General features: G+C 70.9%; 22 protein-coding genes and 1 pseudogene. 8 read left to right on the top strand and 15 right to left on the bottom strand.

Annotated elements, in window-relative coordinates; translation table 11 throughout:
• Positions 1-52: 52 nt before the first annotated feature.
• Entirely contained in the window at positions 53-469 is a 417-nt protein-coding gene (locus IG02_RS0115105) for a VOC family protein (RefSeq protein ID WP_030746980.1), read from the bottom strand.
• A gap of 63 nt (positions 470-532) precedes the next feature.
• On the opposite strand from IG02_RS0115105, the gene IG02_RS0115100 reads away from it, so the two are divergent.
• Positions 533-1,636 (top strand): helix-turn-helix transcriptional regulator, encoded by a 1,104-nt coding sequence (locus tag IG02_RS0115100; protein WP_078854499.1) that lies wholly within the window; start codon positions 533-535, stop codon positions 1,634-1,636.
• 97 nt (positions 1,637-1,733) lie between these two features.
• Here the strand turns inward: IG02_RS0115100 and IG02_RS0115095 are convergent, their stop codons facing one another.
• The gene (locus tag IG02_RS0115095) at positions 1,734-3,035 is read right to left on the bottom strand and encodes an MFS transporter (protein WP_030746973.1); all 1,302 of its coding nucleotides are present in this window, start codon (positions 3,033-3,035) and stop codon (positions 1,734-1,736) included.
• A gap of 63 nt (positions 3,036-3,098) precedes the next feature.
• Between IG02_RS0115095 and IG02_RS0115090 the strand changes: the two genes are divergently transcribed.
• On the top strand, positions 3,099-4,085 hold the full coding sequence (locus tag IG02_RS0115090) for a LysR family transcriptional regulator (RefSeq protein ID WP_030746969.1): 987 nt from the start codon (positions 3,099-3,101) through the stop codon (positions 4,083-4,085).
• Positions 4,086-4,166: 81 nt separating this feature from the next.
• On the opposite strand, the gene IG02_RS0115085 is transcribed toward IG02_RS0115090, so the two are convergent.
• Positions 4,167-4,973, bottom strand: coding sequence for an SDR family NAD(P)-dependent oxidoreductase (locus IG02_RS0115085; protein ID WP_030746966.1), 807 nt, complete (start codon positions 4,971-4,973; stop codon positions 4,167-4,169).
• A gap of 96 nt (positions 4,974-5,069) precedes the next feature.
• On the opposite strand from IG02_RS0115085, the gene IG02_RS0115080 reads away from it, so the two are divergent.
• Positions 5,070-6,026: an AraC family transcriptional regulator gene (locus IG02_RS0115080; protein WP_234314751.1), complete on the top strand. Its 957-nt coding sequence runs from the start codon at positions 5,070-5,072 to the stop codon at positions 6,024-6,026.
• Between the two features lie 172 nt (positions 6,027-6,198).
• Here the strand turns inward: IG02_RS0115080 and IG02_RS0115075 are convergent, their stop codons facing one another.
• The 4 genes from IG02_RS0115075 to IG02_RS0115060 form a co-directional block, all read right to left on the bottom strand.
• The gene (locus tag IG02_RS0115075) at positions 6,199-6,762 is read right to left on the bottom strand and encodes a carboxymuconolactone decarboxylase family protein (protein ID WP_158712295.1); all 564 of its coding nucleotides are present in this window, start codon (positions 6,760-6,762) and stop codon (positions 6,199-6,201) included.
• A 12-nt stretch (positions 6,763-6,774) separates the two neighbouring features.
• Complete coding sequence (locus IG02_RS0115070; protein ID WP_030746957.1) at positions 6,775-7,986, bottom strand: metal-dependent hydrolase family protein; 1,212 nt, start codon at positions 7,984-7,986, stop codon at positions 6,775-6,777.
• 63 nt (positions 7,987-8,049) lie between these two features.
• The gene (locus tag IG02_RS0115065) at positions 8,050-9,453 is read right to left on the bottom strand and encodes an L-serine ammonia-lyase (RefSeq protein ID WP_030746954.1); all 1,404 of its coding nucleotides are present in this window, start codon (positions 9,451-9,453) and stop codon (positions 8,050-8,052) included.
• 51 nt (positions 9,454-9,504) lie between these two features.
• Positions 9,505-10,560 carry an Lrp/AsnC family transcriptional regulator gene (locus IG02_RS0115060; RefSeq protein ID WP_037803027.1) on the bottom strand — a complete coding sequence of 352 codons (1,056 nt, stop codon included), beginning with the start codon at positions 10,558-10,560 and terminating at the stop codon, positions 9,505-9,507.
• A gap of 331 nt (positions 10,561-10,891) precedes the next feature.
• Here IG02_RS0115060 and IG02_RS0115055 point away from each other — a divergent pair, with 331 nt between their 5' ends.
• Positions 10,892-11,737, top strand: a complete 846-nt coding sequence (locus tag IG02_RS0115055) for an enoyl-CoA hydratase/isomerase family protein (RefSeq protein WP_037803025.1) — start codon at positions 10,892-10,894, stop codon at positions 11,735-11,737.
• Positions 11,738-11,959: 222 nt separating this feature from the next.
• On the opposite strand, the gene IG02_RS0115050 is transcribed toward IG02_RS0115055, so the two are convergent.
• Entirely contained in the window at positions 11,960-12,709 is a 750-nt protein-coding gene (locus IG02_RS0115050; RefSeq protein ID WP_030746944.1) for an SDR family oxidoreductase, read from the bottom strand.
• A 107-nt stretch (positions 12,710-12,816) separates the two neighbouring features.
• A complete protein-coding gene (locus IG02_RS0115045; RefSeq protein WP_030746941.1) occupies positions 12,817-13,569 on the bottom strand; it encodes an SDR family NAD(P)-dependent oxidoreductase in 753 nt (250 codons plus the stop codon).
• A gap of 118 nt (positions 13,570-13,687) precedes the next feature.
• Here IG02_RS0115045 and IG02_RS0115040 point away from each other — a divergent pair, with 118 nt between their 5' ends.
• Positions 13,688-14,287 (top strand): TetR/AcrR family transcriptional regulator, encoded by a 600-nt coding sequence (locus IG02_RS0115040; protein ID WP_030746938.1) that lies wholly within the window; start codon positions 13,688-13,690, stop codon positions 14,285-14,287.
• A gap of 242 nt (positions 14,288-14,529) precedes the next feature.
• Here the strand turns inward: IG02_RS0115040 and IG02_RS36380 are convergent.
• A pseudogene (locus tag IG02_RS36380) lies at positions 14,530-15,259 on the bottom strand (alpha/beta hydrolase).
• On the opposite strand from IG02_RS36380, the gene IG02_RS42155 reads away from it, so the two are divergent.
• The 3 genes from IG02_RS42155 (at position 15,192) to IG02_RS40620 (ending at position 17,360) form a co-directional block, all read left to right on the top strand.
• Positions 15,192-15,458: a hypothetical protein gene (locus IG02_RS42155; protein ID WP_199814033.1), complete on the top strand. Its 267-nt coding sequence runs from the start codon at positions 15,192-15,194 to the stop codon at positions 15,456-15,458. The pseudogene IG02_RS36380 and the gene IG02_RS42155 sit on opposite strands and share 68 nt — an antisense overlap.
• A gap of 218 nt (positions 15,459-15,676) precedes the next feature.
• Entirely contained in the window at positions 15,677-16,834 is a 1,158-nt protein-coding gene (locus tag IG02_RS0115025; RefSeq protein ID WP_030746935.1) for an adenosine deaminase, read from the top strand.
• Between the two features lie 151 nt (positions 16,835-16,985).
• Positions 16,986-17,360, top strand: a complete 375-nt coding sequence (locus IG02_RS40620; RefSeq protein WP_030746932.1) for a hypothetical protein — start codon at positions 16,986-16,988, stop codon at positions 17,358-17,360.
• A gap of 197 nt (positions 17,361-17,557) precedes the next feature.
• On the opposite strand, the gene IG02_RS0115015 is transcribed toward IG02_RS40620, so the two are convergent.
• The 5 genes from IG02_RS0115015 to afsQ1 all read right to left on the bottom strand — a co-directional run bounded on the left by IG02_RS0115015 (position 17,558) and on the right by afsQ1 (position 21,939).
• Positions 17,558-17,758, bottom strand: a complete 201-nt coding sequence (locus tag IG02_RS0115015; RefSeq protein ID WP_030746929.1) for a PspC domain-containing protein — start codon at positions 17,756-17,758, stop codon at positions 17,558-17,560.
• 179 nt (positions 17,759-17,937) lie between these two features.
• Complete coding sequence (locus IG02_RS0115010; RefSeq protein ID WP_030746926.1) at positions 17,938-18,579, bottom strand: VanZ family protein; 642 nt, start codon at positions 18,577-18,579, stop codon at positions 17,938-17,940.
• Positions 18,580-18,761: 182 nt separating this feature from the next.
• Positions 18,762-19,421 carry a hypothetical protein gene (locus IG02_RS0115005; protein WP_051765053.1) on the bottom strand — a complete coding sequence of 220 codons (660 nt, stop codon included), beginning with the start codon at positions 19,419-19,421 and terminating at the stop codon, positions 18,762-18,764.
• A gap of 140 nt (positions 19,422-19,561) precedes the next feature.
• Positions 19,562-21,265, bottom strand: a complete 1,704-nt coding sequence (locus tag IG02_RS0115000) for an ATP-binding protein (RefSeq protein WP_420707750.1) — start codon at positions 21,263-21,265, stop codon at positions 19,562-19,564.
• Positions 21,262-21,939 carry a two-component system response regulator AfsQ1 gene (afsQ1, locus tag IG02_RS0114995; protein WP_078854534.1) on the bottom strand — a complete coding sequence of 226 codons (678 nt, stop codon included), beginning with the start codon at positions 21,937-21,939 and terminating at the stop codon, positions 21,262-21,264. The genes IG02_RS0115000 and afsQ1 overlap by 4 nt, the downstream gene beginning before the upstream one ends.
• Positions 21,940-22,140 lie beyond the last annotated feature (201 nt).

The following is a 22,140-nucleotide window of genomic DNA, read 5'->3' as shown; positions in this document are numbered from 1 at the left end:
CTGTCCGCCGACGGGCGGGCCGGCCCGCCGGCCCGCCCCGTGCACGTCGCGGTCAGGCCAGGTTCGTGACGCAGAAGGGGTGACCGGCAGGATCCAGCAGTACCCGCCACCGGTCCGGGTTCGGCTGCTCCTGCGCCTTGACGGCACCCAGCGACACCAGCCGGGCCTCGGCCTCGTCCAGGTCCGCCACCCCCAGCTCCAGGTGCGCCTGCTTTCCCCGCTCCCCCGTGGGGTCCGGCCAGGCCGGCGGGCGGTAGTCGGGCAGCCGGTGGAAGCCCAGCCCCGGGGCCCCCTCCTGGCCGAGCATGATGAAGTCGTCGCCGGCGTACACCGTGGGCAGGGCGAGGGCCTCGCCGTAGAAGCGGGCCAGTTCGGCGGGGTCCGCGCAGTCGAAGGTGACGGCGACGTAGCGGATGGCGGGCGCGGCGGCCGCCGGGGTTCCCGTGGTTTCCGTGGTTTCTGCGTTCATGCGGACGACGTTAGAACCGGACCAGGACAGCTTCGGTCCTGGTCGTGCCGCACACTTCCGGGTGTGATCAGTACCTCCGCCCGGCTGCTGCGCCTGGTCTCCCTGCTGTCCTCACGTCCGTCCTGGACCTGTGACGAACTCGCCGAGCGCATGGGCGTCACCGACCGCACGGTCCGTCGCGACGTCGCCCGGCTGCGCGAACTGGGCTACGGCGTCGAGTCCGACCCGGGGCCGTGGGGCGGCTACCGCATGGGCCGGGGGACGCGGGTGCCCCCGCTGATCCTGGACGACGAGGAGGCGCTGGCGGTGGCCGTCGGGCTGCGCGAGGCAGCGCTGAGCGGGGTGCTCGGCAGCGACCAGGCCGCGCTGTCCGCGCTGCTCAAGCTGCGCCAGGTGCTGCCGGGGCGGGTCGCGGACCGGCTCGGTGATCTGGACGCGGCGTTCGTCACCGCGCCCTGGCCCGGGGTGTGGCAGATACGGCCCGGCGTGCTGCTGAACCTGGCCACCGTGTGCCGTGCGGGCGAGCGCGTCCGGCTCTCGTACCGCGACCGTGAGGGCAGGAGCACGGTACGGGAGGCCGACCCGTACCGGCTCGTGCGCGCACGGCGCCGCTGGTACCTGGTGGCGCGGGACGTGGCCCGGGACGAGTGGCGGACGTTCCGTGCCGACCGGGTGGTGGAGGCGCGGCCGACCGGGGAACCGGTGGACATCTCGGAGCCGCCCGATCCGGCACTGCTCGTCGCCCACGGCATCGCGGCGAGCGCGTACCCGATGTCAGTTACGGTCCGCCTGCCGATGCCGATGGACCGCGCGCTGCGGCTGATACCGGCGACGGTCGGCACCCACCGCCCGGACGGCCCGGACGCGACGATCACCGAGGTGGGCGGCCCGGACGCGGACGGCCTGGCGCGCTACCTGCTGGGCCTGGCCACGCCGCTACGGGTGCTGGCGCCCGACGAGGTACGGGAGGCGCTGCTGCGCCACACGCGCGAGCTGCTGGCCGCCAATGCCTCTTCGACGCCGGACGCCGCGCCGGAGGGCGACGCTCCGCCGACGCCGGACGGACCGCTCCCGACCGAGGTCCCGACCGAGGTCCCGACCGCGACCGGGGTCCCGCCCGCCACCGACGCGCCGCCCACGACCGACGGTGCCCCGCCGCCCGGATGACGTGCCCGTCCGAACCGGGCCGGGCACGAACCGGGCGCCCGCGCCGACCGGGCCCGCCCCGCCGCCGCGTCAGCGCGCCCCCCGGCATCAGCGCGCGTCAGCGCGCGAGCGCTGCCCCGCGGCGTTCGATCCGGGCCGCCCTCGTCCCGTACAGCGTGATCGACACGACCCCGAGCACCGCCAGCAGGCCGAGGCCCACCGTCGCCGCCCAGCCGCCCGCGTGGAAGGCCACCGCGCCGAGCGTGCCGCCCGCGCTGGAGCCCAGGTAGTAGGCCGACTGGTAGAGCGCGGACGCCTGCGCGCGGCCGGTCTTCGCCGTACCGCTCACCGCCGACGAGGCGACCGCGTGGCCCGCGAAGAAGCCGGCCGTGATCAGGACGAGCCCCAGCACCACCGCCACCATCGTGTCCGCCAGGGACAGCAGCAGACCGGCCGCCGTCGTGCTCACCGCCAGGTACAGCGCGCCGCGCCGGCCCACGCGCCCGACCAGCTTGCCGGACGATGAGGACGAGACCGTGCCCACCAGATAGACCAGGAAGACGGAGCCGATGAGGCCCTGCGGGAGGCCGAAGGGCTCCGCCACCAGCCGGTAGCCGATCACGGTGTACACACCGCCGAAGACGGTCATGAACAGCGCGCCGATCGCGTACAGGCGCAGCAGCAGCGGGTCCGACAGATGCCCGCCGACCGTCCGCGCCAGTGCGCGCGGGCTGAGCGAACGGGCGGTGAAGTTGCGTGCCCGGGGGACCAGCAGGCGGAAGGCCACCGCGCAGGCCACGGCCATCAGCCCGACCGCGCCGAGCGCCACGCGCCAGCCCCACAGCTGGGCGGCCCAGCCGGTGACGATACGGCCGCTCATGCCGCCGACGCTGTTGCCCGCGACGAACAGGCCGACCGCCGTGACCAGCGCCTTCGGCCGTACCTCCTCCGCGAGGAACGCCATCGCCGAGGCCGGCAGCCCGGCCAGCGCGGCACCCTGGACGGCGCGCAGCGCGATCAGCGTCTCGATGTTCGGCGCGAACGGCACCAGCAGCCCGACCGCCACCGCGACCGCCAGCGACGCGGTCATCATCGAGCGCCGCCCGAACCGCTCGGACAGCGCGCTCAGCGGCAGTACGCACAGCGCCAGCGCGCCCGTCGCCGCCGACACCGTCCAACTGGCCTGGCCGGCACTCACGCCGAGTCCGGCGGAGATGGCGGGCAGCAGGGCCTGTGTCGAGTACAGGAGCGCGAACGTCGCGACTCCGGCGGCGAAGAGCGCGAAGCTCATCCGGCGGTAACCGGGACGGCCGGGGGCGAGCAGTTCGGGGGCAGCGGTAGCGGGAGCGTCGGTGGACGCGGACGGCGCGGCGGAGGCACCCGGCGTGGTGGCGGGTGCCTCGGTACTGGCGGAAGGCATGTCTCCGAAGCTAGACACGGCATCTTCATGCGTCCAATGCATGGAATGGCGATAATCGTTCCCATGGTGCATGAACGCAGCTCAGGGCCGCGGCTGTCATGGAACGGTTACGAAAACAACATCCAGGCGATCTCCCATCTCGACGCGGAGTCCTGGCCGGCCGTCCTCGCGCCGCGCCTCGCGTACTTCGCGGGCGTGGCGCGGCACGAGCATGTGACCCGCGCCGCGCAGGAGATGGGCGTACCGCAGTCCACGCTGTCCCGGGCGATGGTGCGGCTGGAGGAGGACCTGGGGATCGCGCTGTTCGCCCGCAGGGGCCGTACGGTCACCCTCACCCACGCGGGCCGTACGTTCCTGGCCTCCGTGGAGCGCGCCCTCGCGGAGGTGGAGCGGGCCGCCGAGTCCGTACGGGCCGACGCGGACCCGGCCTCCGGCAAGGTCGCCTTCGGCTTTCTGCACACGATGGGCTCGGAGACCGTACCGGCGCTGATCAGGGCCTTCCGCGCCGGCCATCCGAGGGTGCGCTTCCAGCTCGTGCAGAACTACGGCGAGGCGATGATCGAGCGGCTGCGCGCGGGCGAGCTGGACCTGTGCCTCACCTCGCCGGTGCCGGACGCGCCCGACCTGGTCGCCCGCAGGCTGGACGAGCAGCGGCTGCTGCTGGTCGTCCCCGACGACCACCGGCTCGCGGGCCGCAGGCGGGTCCGGCTCGCCGAGGCCGCCGACGAAACCTTCGTCACGCTCGAACCGGGCTACGGGCTGCGCCGGATCACCGACGACCTCTGCGCCGAGGCGGGCTTCCGGCCGCGCGTCGCCTTCGAGGGGGAGGAGGCGGAGACCCTGCGGGGCCTGGTCGCGGCCGGGCTGGGCGTCGCACTGCTGCCACCACCGGCCGTGCCCCGCCCGGGAGTCGTGGAACTGACGGTCACGGCCCCGCGCGCGGCCCGCGAGATCGGCGTCGCCTGGCTCGCCGGCCACCAGGACACCCCGCCGGTGGCGGCCTTCAAGCGCTTCCTGCTCTCCCGCCGGGGCCAACTGCTCCCGGACTGAGGGAGACGGCGGGGCGTCGACGACTTCCGACCGGGGCCCGGCCCGGACCGCCGTCGCCGGGAAACGGCCTCAGGGCGTGCCCTACCTCATGCGGGTGGCGTAGATTCCGCCGTCGATGTCGAAGGTCGCGCCGTGGACGAACGCCGCTTCGTCGCCGACCAGCCAGCGAACTGCGTAGGCGATGTCGATCGGGCGCACAGGCGCCCCCGCGGGGGTGCCCTTCGTCATCGCCGCGAGCACATCGACGGAGGCTCCGTTGCCAGGCGTGGCCGTCGCTCCCGGCGCGACTGTGTTGACGTGCACGCCGCTCGGTCCGTACTCCGCCGCCCAGGCGCGCGTGAGCTGCTCGATCGCTGCCTTCGTGGCTGGATACAGCGCCATGTACGGCACACCCACTCGTGCCATCCAGGAGCCGATGTTGATGATGGATCCATGGCCGCGCTCGGCCATACGAGGAGCGAGGGTGGCGACGAGCACATGCGGTGCGCGGATGTTCGTCGCCCACAGGGCCTGCATCTCCTCGTCCGTGACGCCCGCCGTGCTGCCGCCGGGGTAGATGCCGGCGTTGTTCACGAGGATGTCGATGCTCCCCCCGAGGGCGGCCTCGGCTCGCGCGGCGAACTCGCGAATCTCCGAAGGCTCCGCGTCGAGAGCCGCGGTCACGACGTGCGCCGTACCGCCCTTCGCGCGAATCGCGTCCGCGACTGCTCCGGCGCGGTCGGGGTTCCGGCCGGACACGACGACCTCGGCGCCGGAAGCGGCGAGGACTTTCGCGATCGCCTCCCCGATGCCGCTGGACGATCCGGTGATCAGAGCCGTCCTCCCGCGCAGCCGCTCATCGGCGGGCAGGGCTTCGAGGAGCTCGTGGAGTGCTTGATTCTGTTGCATGCGTTAATGCTGGGCGATCGAGCCGACCGCGGGCTTGCCGAAATCCACGGCATTATTGCCTGATCCCGTAAGGCCTGACCGCGTAAAATGACTTCGGTGGATGGGAGTGCGAGCACGGCGCCTGCAGTCAGCGCGAGCCTTGGGCGTTCGGCCGGCATCGTCGCCCGGCACGCCGATGACAAGGCGCGCGCAGCGAGGCTCGGCCTGCGGCTGTCGCATGTTCGTGGCACCACGCCCCTCCTCTTCCAGCGCTATGCGCCCTCGCTTGCCGTGGTTCTCGCCGGAAGGAAGCGCTCCGTCATCGGCGCGGACGACGACGTCTGGGGCAGTGACCGCTTCCTGGTGACTCCCGTCGATCTTCCGGTCGTGGCGGGTGTGGTCGAGACCGACACGGCCGACGGTTTCCTGTCGGCGACCTGGGAGTTCGATCCTGTGCTCGTGCGGGAGGTCGCCGTTGCCCTTCCTCACCACTCCCACCCGTCCACCGGATCGCTGGAACGACTCGGCACGTGGACCCCAGGCCTCGCGGACGCGTTCGCCAGGCTCGTCGGGCTGCTCGATGAGCCCGAGACGATCCCGATTCTGGGTCCAGCCATCGCGCGTGAAGTCATTCTCCGACTCCTGCAGACGGAACAGGCGCCCCGCATTCTCGCCGCGACGAACGGGGAGGAGCGATCAGTGGTTGTCCAGGCAGTCGCGTACCTGACCGACAAGATGAGCGAACCATGGACGATGCCCATGCTCGCGGCAGCCCTCCACACCAGCGAATCGACGCTCTTCGGACGATTCAAGCAGGCAACCTCGATGACTCCGATGCAGTACCTCAAGCGGATGCGGCTTGGCGAGGCCCGGCACCGCATGGTGATTCTCGGGGAGTCAGCGGCTCAGGCCGCCCGTACCGTCGGCTATCGCAGCGCGTCGCACTTCTCACGCGACTACCGCGCCGTGTACGGCACGCCGCCCGCCACCGATGCCGCCCGCTCTCGTACCTACCTCCGGCAGATGGCCCCGGCGCTTATGGACAGCGGCGGCGACCAGCGGACAAGTCCCTGACGCAGACGCCGTAGCCGTGGCCGGGGTTCCGCCGGTGCACACGTCCGCCGCTGCCGTCGGACTCGCGACTGGTCTGCCTGGCCGCTGGCAATGGCGCCGGAGTGTGCCGGCCGCACCGGGCCAGGGAAGCGGCGGACACCCGTCTGCCGTCCCGGGTCTCGCTGGCGCGGAGTCAGTCGCCGTCGGGCGGCAGTGGCACGTCGTACGCATTGAGGACCGCCGAGATGGCGGCATACTGCGCGACGAGGAAGACGAGTTCAGCCATACCGGCGTCGCCGAAGGCGCGGACCCCGGCTCGGTAGAGCGCGCCCGGCAAAGGCGCGCCGCTGTGCAGCCGGGCTGCCACATCGTGAGCGACCGTTTCCTCGGCGGTCATGCCTGCCGGGCGCTGCCCCGCGACCAGGCCCTCGATGATGTCCTCCGGCAGACCGACGGCCAGCGCGACCCGGGAGTGTGAGTACAGCTCGTAGGCCGCGGCATACCGCGAGCCCGTGGTGAGAATCGCGACCTCGCGCACCCGTGCGGGCAGGACGGAGGCGCCGGTGCCGGCCGTGAACCACTCCAGCAGCGGGCGGGCGAGCCCGGGGTAGCGGAGCATCACCGGGAACGGGCCGATCAGCGCGCCGTCGGGATCAGTCGAGGTGAACGGCGCGGGCAACCCGGCCATGAGCTGTCGGACGTGACCGTCGAGCGAGCGCTGCTCGGCTGTCAGTTCGCTGGGCTTGATCGAGGGCATGCGCACCACGCGTCACCGTACCCGCGTGCCGTCGAGCCACACCTGACGGACCCGGCCGCGAAGGTCGTCGAGATCGGACAGACTGCCCGCGATGACGACCACATCCGCGAGCTTGCCGGGTGCCAACTTTCCGGCGGTGTCGAATCGGAGGAGTTCGGCCGGGCTCGACGTCGTGGCGCGCCAGGCATCCAGCGCGGACATCGACGAGGAGTTCACCATCAGAGCGAGTTCTCTGAGGTTGCTCGCCGCCGGGCTCCAGTAGGGCGGGCTGTCGGTCCCCATGGCGATCTTCACTCCCGCTTGGACGGCGAGTGCGAAGCTCGCCTGATGGGCTTCGAGGGCCTCACGGGCAAGGTTGGCGTTCTCCTCCGGAATCGGTACGCCGCTGTCAGCGGCGTCAACGATGGCGCGCGTCGCTGACAGCGTGGGAACGAGCCAGGCGCCACGCTCGAGCATGAGGTCGACTGCTTCGTCGTCCAGGTAGTAGCCGTGTTCGATGGAACGGACGCCGGCCCGCAAGGCCGCCTTGATTCCCTCGGTCCCCTGCGCGTGGGCGAATACGTAGGTGTCGGCCGCGGCGGCTTCGGCGACGATCACCGCCAGCTCGTCGGGGCGAAAGTGGGCGTGGCGGGGATTGTCGCCTGGAGACATGACTCCGCCGGTGGTGGCGATCTTGATTGCGTCGGCTCCCGCGCGCAGGACTTCACGGACTCCTCGCCGCACTCCGTCCGGGCCGTCGACGATCGGGTTGGGCCGTCCGGGGTGTGCCGTCATCATCGGGATCGATCGATGACCTCCCGAGGGGAGATGGACATCGCCGTGCCCGCCCGTTTGGGACAGCATCGAGATCGCGATCTGCAGTCGTGGTCCCTCGATGAGTTCTTGTGCGATCGCTTGCTTCACCCCCAGGTCCGCGCCTGCGGCATCCCGGGCAGAGGTGATGCCTTGGTCGAGCAGGAGCGACAGGTTGCGCTGTGCTTCGTAATACTGCAGGGAGAAGGCTTGTTGTTCGGCGCGTGCGAGGTCGAAGTCTCGGGTCATCACGTGCACGTGGCAGTCGAACAGCCCGGGGACGACCGACTTCCCTGAGCAGTCCACAACGTGATCACCGTCCAGATCGGTTCCGACATCGACGACGTGGCGGCCTTCGATGACGAGGTCGCCCATGCCTGCTGAGGTTCCGTCGAAGACGGTCCCGTTCTTGAAGACCGTGCGGATTGCCATTGCTCCTCATTTCCTGATGGTTCGACCGCGCAGGTTGGGTGCGGGGGGGTGCCTGACGCGGCTTCAGCACTCGACGAGGTTGACGGCCAGCCCGCCCAGGGCCGTCTCCTTGTACTTGTGGCTCATGTCCGCGCCGGTCTCCCGCATGGTGGCGATGACCTGGTCCAGCGAGACGTGATGGTTGCCGTCGCCCCAGAGCGCCATGCGCGCGGCGTTGATCGCTTTCACCGCGGCGATCGCGTTGCGTTCGATGCAGGGCACCTGTACGAGGCCGGCGACAGGATCACAGGTCAGGCCGAGATTGTGCTCCAGCGCGATCTCGGCGGCGTTCTCCACCTGGCGCGGTGTACCGCCGAGGATCTCGGCCAGTCCGGCCGCGGCCATCGCCGACGCGGAGCCGACCTCGCCTTGACAACCCACCTCGGCACCGGAGATCGAGGCGTTGGTCTTGCAGAGGCTGCCCACCGCCGTGGCGGTGAGCAGAAACCTCTCGACGATGTCGTTGCGTGAGTCCTCGTCGGCGCCCTTGCCGGCAGCCGTGTAGTGCAACGCGTAGAAGAGTACGGCGGGGATGATGCCGGCCGCACCGTTGGTCGGTGCGGTCACCACGCGACCACCGCCGGCGTTCTCCTCATTCACCGCCAACGCGATGAAGTTGACACGCTCTTGCCAGTACCGCTCACTGTGCTCGGGGTCCTCGCGTTCCAGTCGCGACGCCCATGCCCCGGCTCGCCGACGGACACCGAGGCCGCCGGGGAGCACCCCTGTCCGCGATACCGCCGACGTGACGCATGTTTGCATCGTGTCCCACAGTTCGCGCAACCCCTGGCTGAGGTCGGTGTGCGAGCGCCCCGCGAGTTCGTTGTCGCGTATCACGTCGCAGATGCGGGAACCTGTCCGGTCGCAGACGGCGAGCAGCTCCGCCGCCGTGCGGAACGGGTGTGGAACCGACGTCGATCGCACGCCGGAGGGGTGCTCCTCGTCGCCGTGGCGGACAACGAACCCGCCCCCGACGGAGTAGTACGTATCTGATCGGACAACAACGCCGGCATGGCCGTATGCCGTGAACGTCAACGCGTTCGTGTGGCGCGGACGGACGGTCAACGGTCGCAGCACGAAGTCCTCGATCCGGCAGGGGATTCGTCGCCCCGCGCCCAGGCTCACCGTGCCGGATGCCGTGATGTCCGCCAGCCTTCGCTCAACTTCGCCGGAGTCGATCCTCGCCGATTGCGCACCGTCCAAGCCGAGAAGCACCGCGGTGAACGTGCCGTGCCCGTGTCCGGTCGCGGCGAGCGAGCCGAATATCTCCACGCGCACTGATTCGACACTGTCCGCCGTGCCCGCTCGTCGCAGGTCTTTCGCGAAGGCGGCGGCCGCCTTCATCGGCCCGACGGTGTGCGAACTCGAGGGCCCGATCCCGATGGTGAACAGGTCGAAGACACCGACAGGAGCTGTCGAAGTGGTCATGGAGCAGGACGGTAGTCCGCACACGTAATGGTTCCGGCCTGTTGCAGGATTTCACTCGAAATGCGCTTCTGGCTGAGGCATATTGGTCAGCAGAGGGCTGAATTCGCCAGTGGCGCGCCCACGGGCATCGAGACGGTGTCCTTCCTTCTTGACCGTGCGCAGCACGACGGAACGGTCGGCGATGCTGACGCCGGGAAGTTTCTCCTCCAGGACGGCCTCGAGCCGCTGCACATCAGCCAGCGTCGGCAACCACACGGCGAGGATGAGGTTGTACTGTCCGACAGTTGAGGCCGCGAGGCGGATCTCGCCGATACGCGTGAGCACGGACCCGACGCGCTGCACGAGCGCGGCAGGGACCCGGAGGAAGTACCACGCATGAACCGGCCGGCCCGATTGCGCCTTTGCCATGTCCAGGCGGGTGTCCAGTCGGCCTTGCGCGGTCATGGCGGCAACCGCGTCCCGCACCCGACGCTGGCCCACGCCGACGGTCCTCGCCAGGAAAGCCACTGTCGCCCTGCCATCCGTTCCCAGCAGGCGAAGGAGTTGGTCCTCCAGCTGTGAGTCGACGCGGCTGCTCGGGGATCGCGAGACCTCGACGCTCCGCTCCACCGCGGCGATCTCCCCGGCCGACAGGGAGCGAAGGCGCCACTGACCTCCGTCCACGAACGGCGACGAGAACAAGTGGGCCCGGGTGGCCCGGATCCCGTCAAGTGCCGGTACCCGCATCATCAGGTACTCCGTCAGCGCATCCATGCCGGATGTGGCCACCAGCACGAGCATCTCGCGTCCCCCGGCCGTGAGGTCCACCGTGAACGCTTCCCGGTCCGCCGCGATCTCCTGTGCGAGACCGAGCGTGGCGGCGGGGTGGGCTTCGATCTCCAGTATTGCCGACGGCCCTCTCAGCTCCGGGCCGGGATGGCCGGACACCCATGCGATGCCGGCCTCGACGATGCGTTCCCAGCGCCGGGCGAGGGTGACCGCGTCGACCCCGATAACCGGCGCCAGCGCGGCCCAGCGTGCTCGCGGGTTGATCTGGAGGGCATGGATGAGCCGCCGATCGAGCTCATCGAGGTCGTAGTCCTGCCGACTCTCGTCCAAATGACTCATAAGACGTGACTCTAGGTTACGGGAAAAGGCCGATGCTTCGGCGGGCATGCGGTTGTTCGAGTGCAATGTACGGAAACGTCCTGGCGTGGCTCCGAGCGGTGATTCCAGGCGCCGCGACTCGCGATTCCCTTTGCGTGCCGGCGTGGAGCTCGCGACGCCGGCCGAATCGCGGCAGAAGAGCGCGCCTGCCTGTCGTCAACCTTCAGCGAGGTCGGCTTCTGGGGATTTTTCCTGCGTCACCGGTCATGCCGCTCCTCGCGGAGTAATGATCTCCACGTTGGCGAGAGCGTCGGTATCCCGGCGCTGACGAAGGAGGACGACCTTGACGACCATGTCAGACCCCCGGTGGGAAGGCCACGTTCCACCGACCGCATTCGAGGAGTACTCCGAGAAGTACGCCGCCTTCTTCAAGATGCGCAGGGAGAACGGGATCATCGAGCTCCGGCTCCACACTGACGGCGGTCCGTACATCCACAACTGGCCCGCCCACAACGCGTGGAACCGGGTGTGGCAGGACGTGGGCAACGACCCCGACAACCATGTCCTCATCCTGACCGGCACCGGCGAGACCTGGTTCCGGGGCGACCCGGAGGAGTCGTGGCCGCGGCCCGTCGTGGAGGAGGAGCCCGACTACATTTTCCAGCAGACCATCGATGCGTGGAAGCTGATCGAGAACTTCGTCAACAACCTCGACATCCCGACGATCGCGGCGGTCAACGGTCCCGGGATCCACACCGAGTTCGCGCTCCTGTGCGACATCACTCTGGCCGCGGAAGACGCGGACTTCATGGATCCGCACTTCATGGCGGGCACCGCGCCGGGAGACGGGCTCTCGCTCGCCCTGCAGCACCTCATGGGCACGAAGCGGGCGGCCTACGACATCTACAGTGGTCGCTCCATCCCCGCGCGGAAAGCACTCGACTACGGACTCGTCAGCGACGTACTTCCGCGTGAGGAGCTCCTGCCGAAGGCGTGGGCGATCGCGGGCGACATCATGAAGCGCCCGCGGTTCGCCCGCTGGGCAACCCACAACATCGTGTCCCGCCCCTGGCGCAAGCTCGTTGCCGAAGACTTCGGTTTCCACTTCTCGCAGCAGATGCTCGCCACCGTCGCCGCCAAGCGGCAGATTCCCGACCCCGACCTGGTCGTCGAGGCGCGCTCACGCAAAGTGTGGTGAGAACCTGAGGGACGAGGCAGGTCGTCGGCCGCCGTCACGGACGGCGGCCGACACGTGCCCACTGATCTCATCGGGGTGCTGTCGGGTGGTGAGTCAGTCCCAGGCGAGCGCTGGTGAAACATCTGTTCGATCAGGGCGGGGCGGCGGATCCCTGGATCCGCCGCCCCGCCCTGGCCGCCTTTCGCGACGCGAAGATGATCGGCGTCCGGCAAGGTTTCGGCACTAGTAGGCGAGCTCTCCGATGCCGCCATCGACGCGCAGCACGGTGCCGGCGGTGTAGGCGGACTCGTCCGAGGCGAGATAGACGGCTGCCTTCGCCAGCTCGGTGGCCGTTCCCAGGCGGTGGAGGGGTACGGTCCGGCGGAGTTCCTCGTAGAGGGCGGCTTGGCGCTCGGGGCCAAGCGGCGCGAACGCGTTGGTGACAGTCGGCCCCGGGCTCAGTCCGTTGACGCGGACACCGCGGCCCTTCAGCTCATAGGTCAGCCCCCGGGCATAGGACAGCAGGCCCGCCTTGGCCGCACCGTAGACCGTCGCGTTCTCGTGTCCGATGAAAGCGGAGACCGAACCGACGAGGATGACCGAGGATTGCTGCGAGAAGAGCGGCAGCAGATCTCTGATCAGGAAGAACGGCGACTTGAGGTTAGTGGCGACGAGTCTGTCGAATGCCTCCTCGGTCCATTCCTCGAACGGGAGATGGGTGACGTCGGCGGCGTTGCCCATCAGGATGTCGAGCTTTGGCCATTCCGCTCGCAGCCGCGATGCGAGCGCCGCTTGGCCGGGTACGTCGCCGGCGTCGCTGACGATGGTCAGCAGCGGACCCTCCAGTTGTCGGGCGGCCTCGTCCAGTCTTTCGCGCGAGCGGCCGGTGATCGCGACAGACGCTCCCTCGGCGAGGAACTCGCGGGCTGTTTCGAGGCCGATGCCGCTCGTTCCCCCTGTGATGAGTGCGTGCTTTCCGTCAAGACGGCCCATGGAATTCGTCTCCTTGTGTGGCGCCAACGAGGCGCGCGTGGTTCAAAAACGCTGACGGGCTGTCCCCGTCGGTACGGCGCACTGTTCGGCGGGCAGCCGGTCTCGACTCAGATCGCGGTTCGGCCACCGTCGGCGGCCACGGTCGTCCCGGTCACGTAACTGGCTCGGTCGCCGGCGAGAAAAGCGATCACATGTGCCACTTCGGCCGGATCGGAGGTGCGCTTGAGCGCGGTGGTCAGGCCCATGCCCCCCATGTCCGGGCCCATCGCCGCGACCACCTTCGAGGTGCGCATCGGGCCCGGAGCGACGGCGTTGACCCGCACGTTCGCCGGGGCGAACTCCGCCGCCCAGGTGCGGGTCAACGATTCGATGGCCGCCTTGGTGGCGCCGTAGACGGCCATGCCCGGCATGCCGAGGCCGGCCGCGGTGGAGCTGACGCTGACGATGCTGCCGCCGCCCTTGGCGGCCATCTTCGGTGCGACGAGCGCGGTGAGCAGGAACGCAGCACGTACATTGACCGCGAAGGCGGCGTCATAGCTCGCAATGTCCTGCTCGGTGGTCGGGCTGAACGTCATGACGCTCGCATTGTTGATCAATATGTCCACTGCTCCGGCGTCCTCGACCAGATGACGCACGGCCTCCGCGTCGACCAGATCGGCTGCGACGAAGCGCACCGTCCCGGCGGTGGACCCGCCACCGGCCGCCCGAAGGTCATCCACGGCCTCGGCGCCGCGTTCCGGATCGGTGCCGGTGATGACCACGTCGGCTCCCTGTGCGGCCAGGACCCTGGCCGTCGCATGCCCGAGTCCGCCGACCGCGCCGGATCCGGTGATGAGGGCCGTCCTGCCTGCCAATTCCATTGCTTCACCCTTCGTGCCGACGAGCGTTCCGCCGACTTATGTGCAGCCGTTCAAGAAGTAATGTGGGCGAAGCTACGACTTCTTGAACGGGCTGTCAAGAAGTTGTAGGGTCGGGAACGTGGCACGAACTGGACGCCCTCGCGAGTTCGACAAGGACAAGACGCTGGAGCGCGCGCTTGAACTGTTCTGGTCCCGGGGGTACCGGGCTACGTCGATCCAGGACCTGGTCGACGCGCTGGCTGTCGAGCGCGGCAGCCTGTACGGAACGTTCGGGGACAAGCGCCGTTTCTACCTCGAAGCTGTCAGGCTCTACTGGGACGTGTACGAGCGGCGCCTGACCGTCGCGCTCGACACCGCCCCGCTCCTGCCGGCGCTTCGTGAGATCCTGACCCACCCGACGCGCCTGGACGAACTGGTCTCCGACGTGGGGGTGCCGAACGGCTGCCTCGTCGGCAACACGACCGCCGAACTCGTGCCGTACGACAACGAGGCCACGGAAATCGTCGCCCGCTCATATCGCCGGTTCACCGACATCGTCACCGACGCACTGCGCCGCGCACAGGCCGCCGGGGAAGTCACCGACAGTGCCGGCCCCGAGGCCCAGGCCCAGCTCCTGCTGTACGTCGTCCAAGGTCTCTCGCTCGTGTCGAGGGCAGGTCTCGACAGGGGCGCTGCCCTGGCGGCGGTCGACGCCGCGATCAACGGCTTGCGGGCGTGACCGGGCACGATCAGCCGGCGGCTGCGGGTCATGAAGCGATCCGGTCCCGGAATGCCCGCTCGGCGCGGGCCCGCTGATGCCGCGGCTCCAGCTCGGCCGGCCCAGGCCGGTTTCGCGGACCGTCTCCAGGGCATCGAGGTGCCCGGGGCGGCCGCCGCGACCACTCACACGCGCCGCCATGGACGTCACCGCCCGTCCAACCGGTCCAACCGCTACCCCGGCGAACCTTTCCGGTCAGAGCACTACGGCCGCAAGGATCGGCCGAAACCCGCCGCGAGGGGCATCCTCAGGCCCAGGGGCGGCGGCGCCGCCAGGGCGTCGGCGACCGGGCGGGAGTACGCCCGCGGCAGCAGTGCGCCGATCACGAAGTCCGATGCCAGTGCCAGGACTTCGGCGTGGTGCTGGCGCAGCGCGTGGCCGTCCGAGTGGACCTCGAAGCGGCAGATGTCCCGGTTGACCTTCTTGGCGCGCTCGGCGAGACGGTAGGAGAGGTCCGGGTCGGCCCGCGCGTCGTTCGTGCCGTGCACGATCATGACCTGACGCCCAGTCAACTGACGTACGGGTTCCGGGTCCGCCGCCCGGTCGGCGGCCGGCAGGGACGGGGACATCGCGAGGACCGCGCCGACCGCCGGGTGGCCTGCGGCGCGGAGCGCGGCCCGGCCGCCCGTGCCGTGCCCGACGAGGCAGACCGGGACGTCGCCGTACCGCCGTGCGGCCTCGTCCGCCCCCCCACTCGGCGTCGGCCGCGAGAGGCGCGTCCTCGCCGTTCCGGCCGCGCCCGCCGTAGTGCACCAGGTGCACGACCAGCCCCTCGCGCGCGCCCGCGCGGGCCAGCGAGCGCGCGAGCGGCAGCATCCGGGCGTACGCCACGGGGGAGGGACGCCGGGTGGAGCCGGGGTCACCCGTGGGGAGGACGAGGATCGCGCCCGCGACCGCCGTCCCCGCGTCGAGCCCCGAGACCGCCCGCCCCAGCCACGCCCCGCCGCCGGGCCTGAGCCACGCGACGGGCCAGGTGCCCCGCCAGGAACGGGCTTGCCCCGACGCCGACGCCGTCGCCGATGTCCGGGACGTCCCCGGGGCTGCTTCCGACGGCGGAGCCGCCCCCGCCGGAGCCGCCTCCCGCTCCGAGGGTGCCCCCGTCCCCGAGGCCGCCCCCGCCGCCGGGGCCTGAGCCGCGCGTCCCGCGCGTCCCGCGCGTCCCGTGCGTGTCGTGCGTGTCGTGCGTGTCGTGCCGTTCCCCCGGGCCGCCGATCTGTCCTCCGGGCCGGGAACCGCCTGCTGTCCCATGGCAGAACAGTCTCAGAAGGACAGGTGTACGCCACCCGTCCGCCCGGTCACTGTTACATATCGGCCACGGTGATCTACGCGCGTAGGAGTTAGAGTGCGGAGATGACGAGCCAGCTGACCGGCCAGACGACGAGCCAGGCCGAACGACCGCCCAGCCCCGACCAGATCCGCCGCGCGCCCAAGGTCCTCCTCCACGACCACCTGGACGGCGGGCTCCGCCCCGCCACGATCGCCGACCTCGCCCGTGAGACCGGCTACGACGCGCTGCCCGAGCGGGAGCCCGAGCGGCTCGGGCGCTGGTTCCGCGAGGCCGCCGACTCCGGTTCGCTGGAGCGCTACCTGGAGACGTTCGCGCACACCTGTGCCGTCATGCAGACCAGGGACGCGCTCGTCCGCGTCGCCGCCGAGTGCGCCGAGGACCTCGCCGCCGACGGTGTCGTCTACGCGGAGGTCCGCTACGCGCCCGAGCAGCACCTGGAGCGCGGACTCACTCTCGAAGAAGTGGTGGAGGCGGTCAACGAGGGCTTCCGCGAAGGCGAACGGCGGGCTCAGGCCGCCGGGCACCGCATCCGCGTCGGCGCCCTGCTCACCGCGATGCGGCACGCCGCCCGCGCCCTGGAGATCGCCGAACTCGCCAACGCCTACCGCGACTCGGGCGTCGTGGGCTTCGACATCGCGGGCGCCGAGGCCGGTTACCCGCCCACCCGCCACCTCGACGCCTTCGAGTACCTGAAGCGGGAGAACAACCACTTCACGATCCACGCGGGCGAGGCGTTCGGCCTGCCCTCGATCTGGCAGGCGCTCCAGTGGTGCGGCGCCGACCGGCTGGGCCACGGCGTACGCATCATCGACGACATCGAGGTCGCCGGAGACGGCTCGGTGTCGCTGGGCCGGCTCGCCGCGTACGTGCGGGACAAGCGCATTCCGCTGGAGATGTGTCCCAGTTCCAACCTCCAGACCGGCGCGGCGCCCTCGATCGGCGAGCACCCCATCGGGCTGCTGCGCCGGCTCCACTTCCGTACGACGGTGAACACCGACAACCGTCTGATGAGCGGAACGAGCATGAGCGGGGAATTCGAGCTGCTGGTCGACGCGTTCGGCTACACGCTCGACGACATGCAGTGGTTCACCGTCAATGCGATGAAATCAGCATTCATTCCTTTCGATGAACGACTGGCCATGATCAATGACGTGATCAAGCCCGGATACGCCGAGTTGAAATCCGAATGGCTGTTCAGGCAGACCGCTGTGACCAGCTAGTTCGGTGGGCCGGCGCAGGGGAGGCGCGGGTCGGGGCGCGGTCGGGAACACGAAATCCCGGCCATGCCCGGATGTTTGCGGCGGCGGCCGTCGCTGGCTAACTTGCGGAGCCGCCCGCATTCCTTCCAAGGACCCAAGGACGCAATTCCAGATGAAGAAGTCCGCTGTGCAGACCCTCGGTGTCGCCGCCCTCGGCGCCGCCATCGCCGTCACCGCCGCCGGCACCGCCTCCGCCGCCTCTTCCGCCGGGTCCCGGGCCGGCTCGGCGCTGGACTCCGTCACCACGGCTGTCCCGGCGACCGTGAACGGGGTCGCCAAGCAGCTCCCGGCGCCCGTCCCCGAGGCGGTCGAGACGGGCACGAGCGCGCTCGGTTCGGTCGGCTCGGCCACGCCCGAGATGCTGAAGACGCTCCAGACCCTCCAGGCCAACAACCCCCTCATGAGGCTGCTCGGCGGCCTGCCGGTCGGTCAGCTGGGCCAGCTGACGAAGGGCGTCGGCGTCAACGGCGCCAACCTCGGCGGCTGACGGCCGCCCTCGGCGGCCGGCAGCAGGGCTGGAGCACGACCAGGGCCCCGGACATCTCACGGGGCTCCGCCCGTACGGGTATCCCCGTCCCCGTACGGCAGCGACGGGGCGTGCGTCGGAACCCGGACACGGACTCCGACGCGCGCCCCGTTTCGTGTGTGGGAGCGCGTACGTGTGGTCCGTGCGCGGTCACGCGGTCACCAGGCGGTCGACGGTGTCTTCTCGCCGGGCAGCAGGATCCACAGCGCCAGGTAGAGCAGGAACTGCGGGCCCGGCAGCAGGCACGAGACCACGAAGATCAGCCGTACCGTGTTGGCGGACATGCCGAAGCGTCGTGCCAGCCCCGCGCATACGCCGCCGATCAGGCGTCCGTCGCGAGGGCGTACGAGTGCGGCCATGAGGGCTCCTTGGAGAATGGCCGGCGGTCCGTGAGGACCGGCCGGGAGAGGTGGTCCGGTCGGGCCGGACGGGTGGTGCCACCCGCTCCGGCGGTTCGACGGCCGGCGGCCGAGGTGTTTCGTCACCGTTCCGTTCGATATCTCCATGGTGCTCCCGGACCCGCCTCGGCCGCGTCGCTCTACGGGGCGACGCCGACCCTGGGAATCGTCGGGGTCGCGCCCGGGGACGGGTCCTCCTGGGGGACGGGCCCCGGCCGGTCCTCGTGGCCGACCTCGGACGCGCACCGTACGGCCCGGTCCCGCGCCGCCTGGTCCCGGGCCGTACGTGACCGGGCCGTACGACTCCGCGCGGTACGGGCATGCCGCCCACGACGCAGCCTGGCCCGGCCCGCGGGCACCACCGCCAGGTGGGCCAGGGCCACCCCGGCCGTGTTGAGCAGCAGCGAGTCCACGTCGACCACCCGGCCGGGCACGCCCGTCTGCAGCAGCTCGATGCCCAGCGAGATCAGCGCGCCCGCGGTGACCGTACGGGCCAGGGAGGCCCAGAAGGACGCGGCGAGCCGCCCGCCCGCCATGGGCAGCAGCACACCGAGCGGGGCCAGCAGCACCAGCCCCGAGCCGATCCGCCGGGCGGCCTCCACGGGGCCCAGCGCGAGATCCGCCCTGATCCCGGCGAACGGCGTCAGATTGGCCGCGTTCACCCACAGGACGTCCAGCGGGCGCAGCGTCAGCCACGCCACCAGCAGCAGGTGCGCGAAGAGGAGGGCGAGCCCCGCCGTACGCAAACGGATGGCGGCACCGCCGCCCGGACCTTGAGGCACGCACCCGTAGACGCGGTGTCCGGCGGCATCGGTTCCGCCGCCCCCGGAAGAACGGCGTCATGAGACAGGCGTCACGCCCGGGGCGGTCCGTCGTGACGTGTGCGTGGCGCACGGGACCCCGGTGCAGACGGGCACGCGCGGGCCCGTGACCGGGGCCTACGGCGGCTTCCTGCTCACGGGTGCTACGGGGAGCCGGTCGAATCGGACGGCCCCGAGGGAGTGGCGGCCGGACTCGAGGGGGCGGCCCCCGGTGTGCGGGGCTGTGCCGCCGTGTCCGGGCGGGACTTCGTCCGCTGGTCGCAGGGGTAGCCACGGACCGGATAGTCGCCGGGCCCGCCCAGCACCACATCGGCGTCCGGCGACGTGACCGTCCCGCTCGCCGCGAGGGTGCACACGATCTGCGCGAGCGCGGTCGTCGGCAGGTCCTCCGGCTGGACACTCAGCCGCAGCGCGTCCGACGGATCGCCCTTCCGGGGCCCGGAGACGGTCAGTGGCCCCCGGACGGACGTGGTGAAGCCCGCCGCGCGCTCGGCGGCGGCCGGCCGCGTCTGCAACTCGTCGAGGAGTGCCTGGGCGGCCCGCGGCCCGCTGTCGCGCGTCGCCCCGTCCGGTATCCGCACGGCGCGCTCCACCGGCACCAGTCCGGAGGCGCACAGCAGATACACCTGAGCGGGCACGCCCGCCGGGTCCTGGCTGCCCGGGCCGTCGCCGGAGACCTCGCAGGGCAGCCGCGACGGCGCGGGCCCGGCGTCCACGGGCACCGATGTCGTCCTGATCCCGCAGCCGGTCGCGGTGAGGGCGACGAGCGCGACGACGGCCCCGGCGGTCGCGGCGAGCCGCACGCGGGCGCGCCCGGTGCCGCGTGGCCGTCCGGCCCCGGCCCCCGCTCCGGCCTCAGCCCCGCACCGGGCCCCGGTCCCGGTTCCCGTCCCGGCCGCGATACGGCCGGCGGCCCGCAACGTATGGTTCCCCCCGCTGGCCGTCACGGTGTGTCGCCTTCCTCTCCCGGTTCCCGTTCCGCCCGCTCCTGATCCGGGGCGCGCCCTTCCCGGGGCAGTCGCAGCACGAACATCGCGCCGCCGTCCGGCACGTTTTCGGCCGTGATGTCGCCGCCGTGGATGTGCGCGTTCTCCATCGCGATCGACAGACCGAGGCCGCTGCCCTCCGAGCGCGGCCGGGAAGCGCTCGCCTTGTAGAAGCGGTCGAAGACGTGCGGCAGGACCTCCTCGGGGATGCCGGGGCCGTGGTCCCGCACCTCGATGACCAGCTCGTCGTCCGCCGTGCGCACCGCGACCCGGACGGGCGAACCGCCGTGTTTGAGCGCGTTGCCGATCAGGTTCGCCAGGATCACGTCGAGCCGGCGCGGATCGAGCCGCGCCATGATGCCGCGCTCGGCGTCCAGCTCCACCGCGTCCAGCCAGGCACGCGCGTCGACGCAGGCCGTGACCTGGTCGGCCACGTCGACGTCGTCCAGGACGAGCCGGGCCGTACCCGCGTCGAACCGGGTGACCTCCATCAGGTTCTCGACCAGCACATTGAGCCTGCGGGTCTCGCTCACCACCAGGGTCACGGCCGGCGCGATCATCGGATCGAGGTTGTCGGCCTCCTCCTCCAGCACCTCCGTCACGGCGGTGAGCGCGGTCAGCGGCGTGCGCAGCTCGTGCGACATGTCGGCGACGAAGCGGCGGCTGGACTCCTCCCGCGCGCTCATGTCCGCGACCTTCTTCTGCAAGGACTCGGCGGTGTTGTTGAACGTGCGGGAGAGATCGGCCAGTTCGTCCGTCCCCGTCACCCTGAGCCGGGTGTCCAGCTTGCCCTCGCCCAGCCGGCGCGAGGCGTCGCCGAGCCGCTGGACGGGGCGCAGCACGGTCGTGGCCGCGGCCTGCGCGAGCAGCGCGGACCCCACGAGCGCGAGGGCCGCGGCGATGGCGAGCGACCAGGCGAGCGAGTTGAGGTCGGCGCGCTCCTGGGAGAGCGACTTCGACATGTATCCGATCGGCCCGCCGCCGGTGATCCGGGTGCCGCCGACGAGGTAGGGCGTGCCGTCGCGCTCGGTGCGCTGCCAGAAGAGGTGGTACGGGTGCGGGTTGCCGGACGTGACCTTCTGCTTGTCGTTGACGGCCTTGCGCAGCGCGGCCGGTACGTCGTCCAGCGTGAAGGCGTCCGGGTCGGAGACGCCGACGACGGGCTTGCCCGCGTCCCGCTCGCCGATCAGCAGCACGCTGTAACCGGAGTTGTCGCCCGCGATCTGCTCCGCGGTGGTCTGGAGGTCGCTCTGGCCGGCCCGCACGGGCAGTTGCGCGGCGCGGTTCTGCATCTCCTGGCGGAAGTCGTTGAGGGCCGAGTCCTGCGTACGCGTCAGTACCGCCTCGCGGTTGAGCCAGTACGCGATGCCGGAGGCGGAGACGGCGGCGGTCAGGGCGACGGCCCCGAAGACGGCCACGAGCCGCAGGCGCAGGCTGGTCAGGCGCAGCCCGGCGAGGATGAACCGGCGCGCGCCGCCACGGCCGGCCGTGCGCAGTCCGGCGGCGTGCCGCTCGTCCGCGTGCCGCTCGTCCGTATGCTGCTCGTCCGTGTGCTGTCCGTTCGAGGACCGGTCGTTCGCGGACCGGTCGTTCGAGGGCAGGTCGTCGGTGGAGGCGCCGTGCCGGCCGTCCGCCGCCCCGGGGTGTTCGCTGTGGCTCACGAAGGCGCGTCCAGCCGGTAGCCCACACCCCGTACCGTACGGATCAGGGTCGGCGAGGACGGTACGTCCTCCACCTTCGCCCGCAGCCGCTGCACACACGCGTCCACCAGGCGAGAGTCGCCCAGGTAGTCGTGCTCCCACACCAGCCGCAGCAACTGCTGCCGGGACAGTGCCTGCCCGGGGCGGCGGCTCAGCTCCAGCAGCAGCCGCAGCTCCGTCGGCGTGAGCTGAAGGTCCTCGCCGTTCTTGGTGACCGTCATCGCGGACCGGTCGATCACGAGGCTGCCGTACGTCGCCGAGTCCGTGGACTCCCGCTCGCCGCGCCGCAGCACCGCGCGGATCCGGGCGTCCAGCACCCGTCCCTGCACGGGTTTGACCACGTAGTCGTCGGCACCGGACTCCAGGCCGACCACCACGTCGATGTCGTCGCTGCGCGCGGTCAGCAGGATGATCGGCAGCTGATCGGTGCGCCGGATGCGCCGGCACACCTCGAAGCCGTCGATGCCGGGCAGCATCACGTCCAGCACGATCAGGTCGGGCCGCTGCTCACGGAGCAGTTTCAGGCCGTCCTCTCCCGTCGCCGCGGTGGCCACGCGGTGGCCCTGGCGGGACAACGAGAGTTCGAGGGCCGTGCGGATGGAATCGTCGTCCTCGATCAGCAACAGGAAAGGCACGGAGGCCATTCTGTCCCATAGGGGGACCGGAGTTCGACCGGCCTCTTCTTCGCACCATTTCCTCACGCGACGCTCAGAGGTCGCGCGGATGGGTGGGGCGGGGGAAGGAGCGGGGCGAGGGGCAAGTCCGGCAAGGCGGAGGAGGGAGGCGACGCAGGAGCGGAAGGGGCCTCCCCTGGTCGAGCGAAGCCGAGACCTTGG

Source organism: Streptomyces sp. NRRL F-5135 (genome assembly GCF_000719775.1).
Taxonomy (GTDB): Bacteria; Actinomycetota; Actinomycetes; order Streptomycetales; family Streptomycetaceae; genus Streptomyces; species Streptomyces hebeiensis.
Note: the sequence above shows the minus strand (reverse complement) of the source record. Positions and strands in the feature narration are given on the sequence as shown.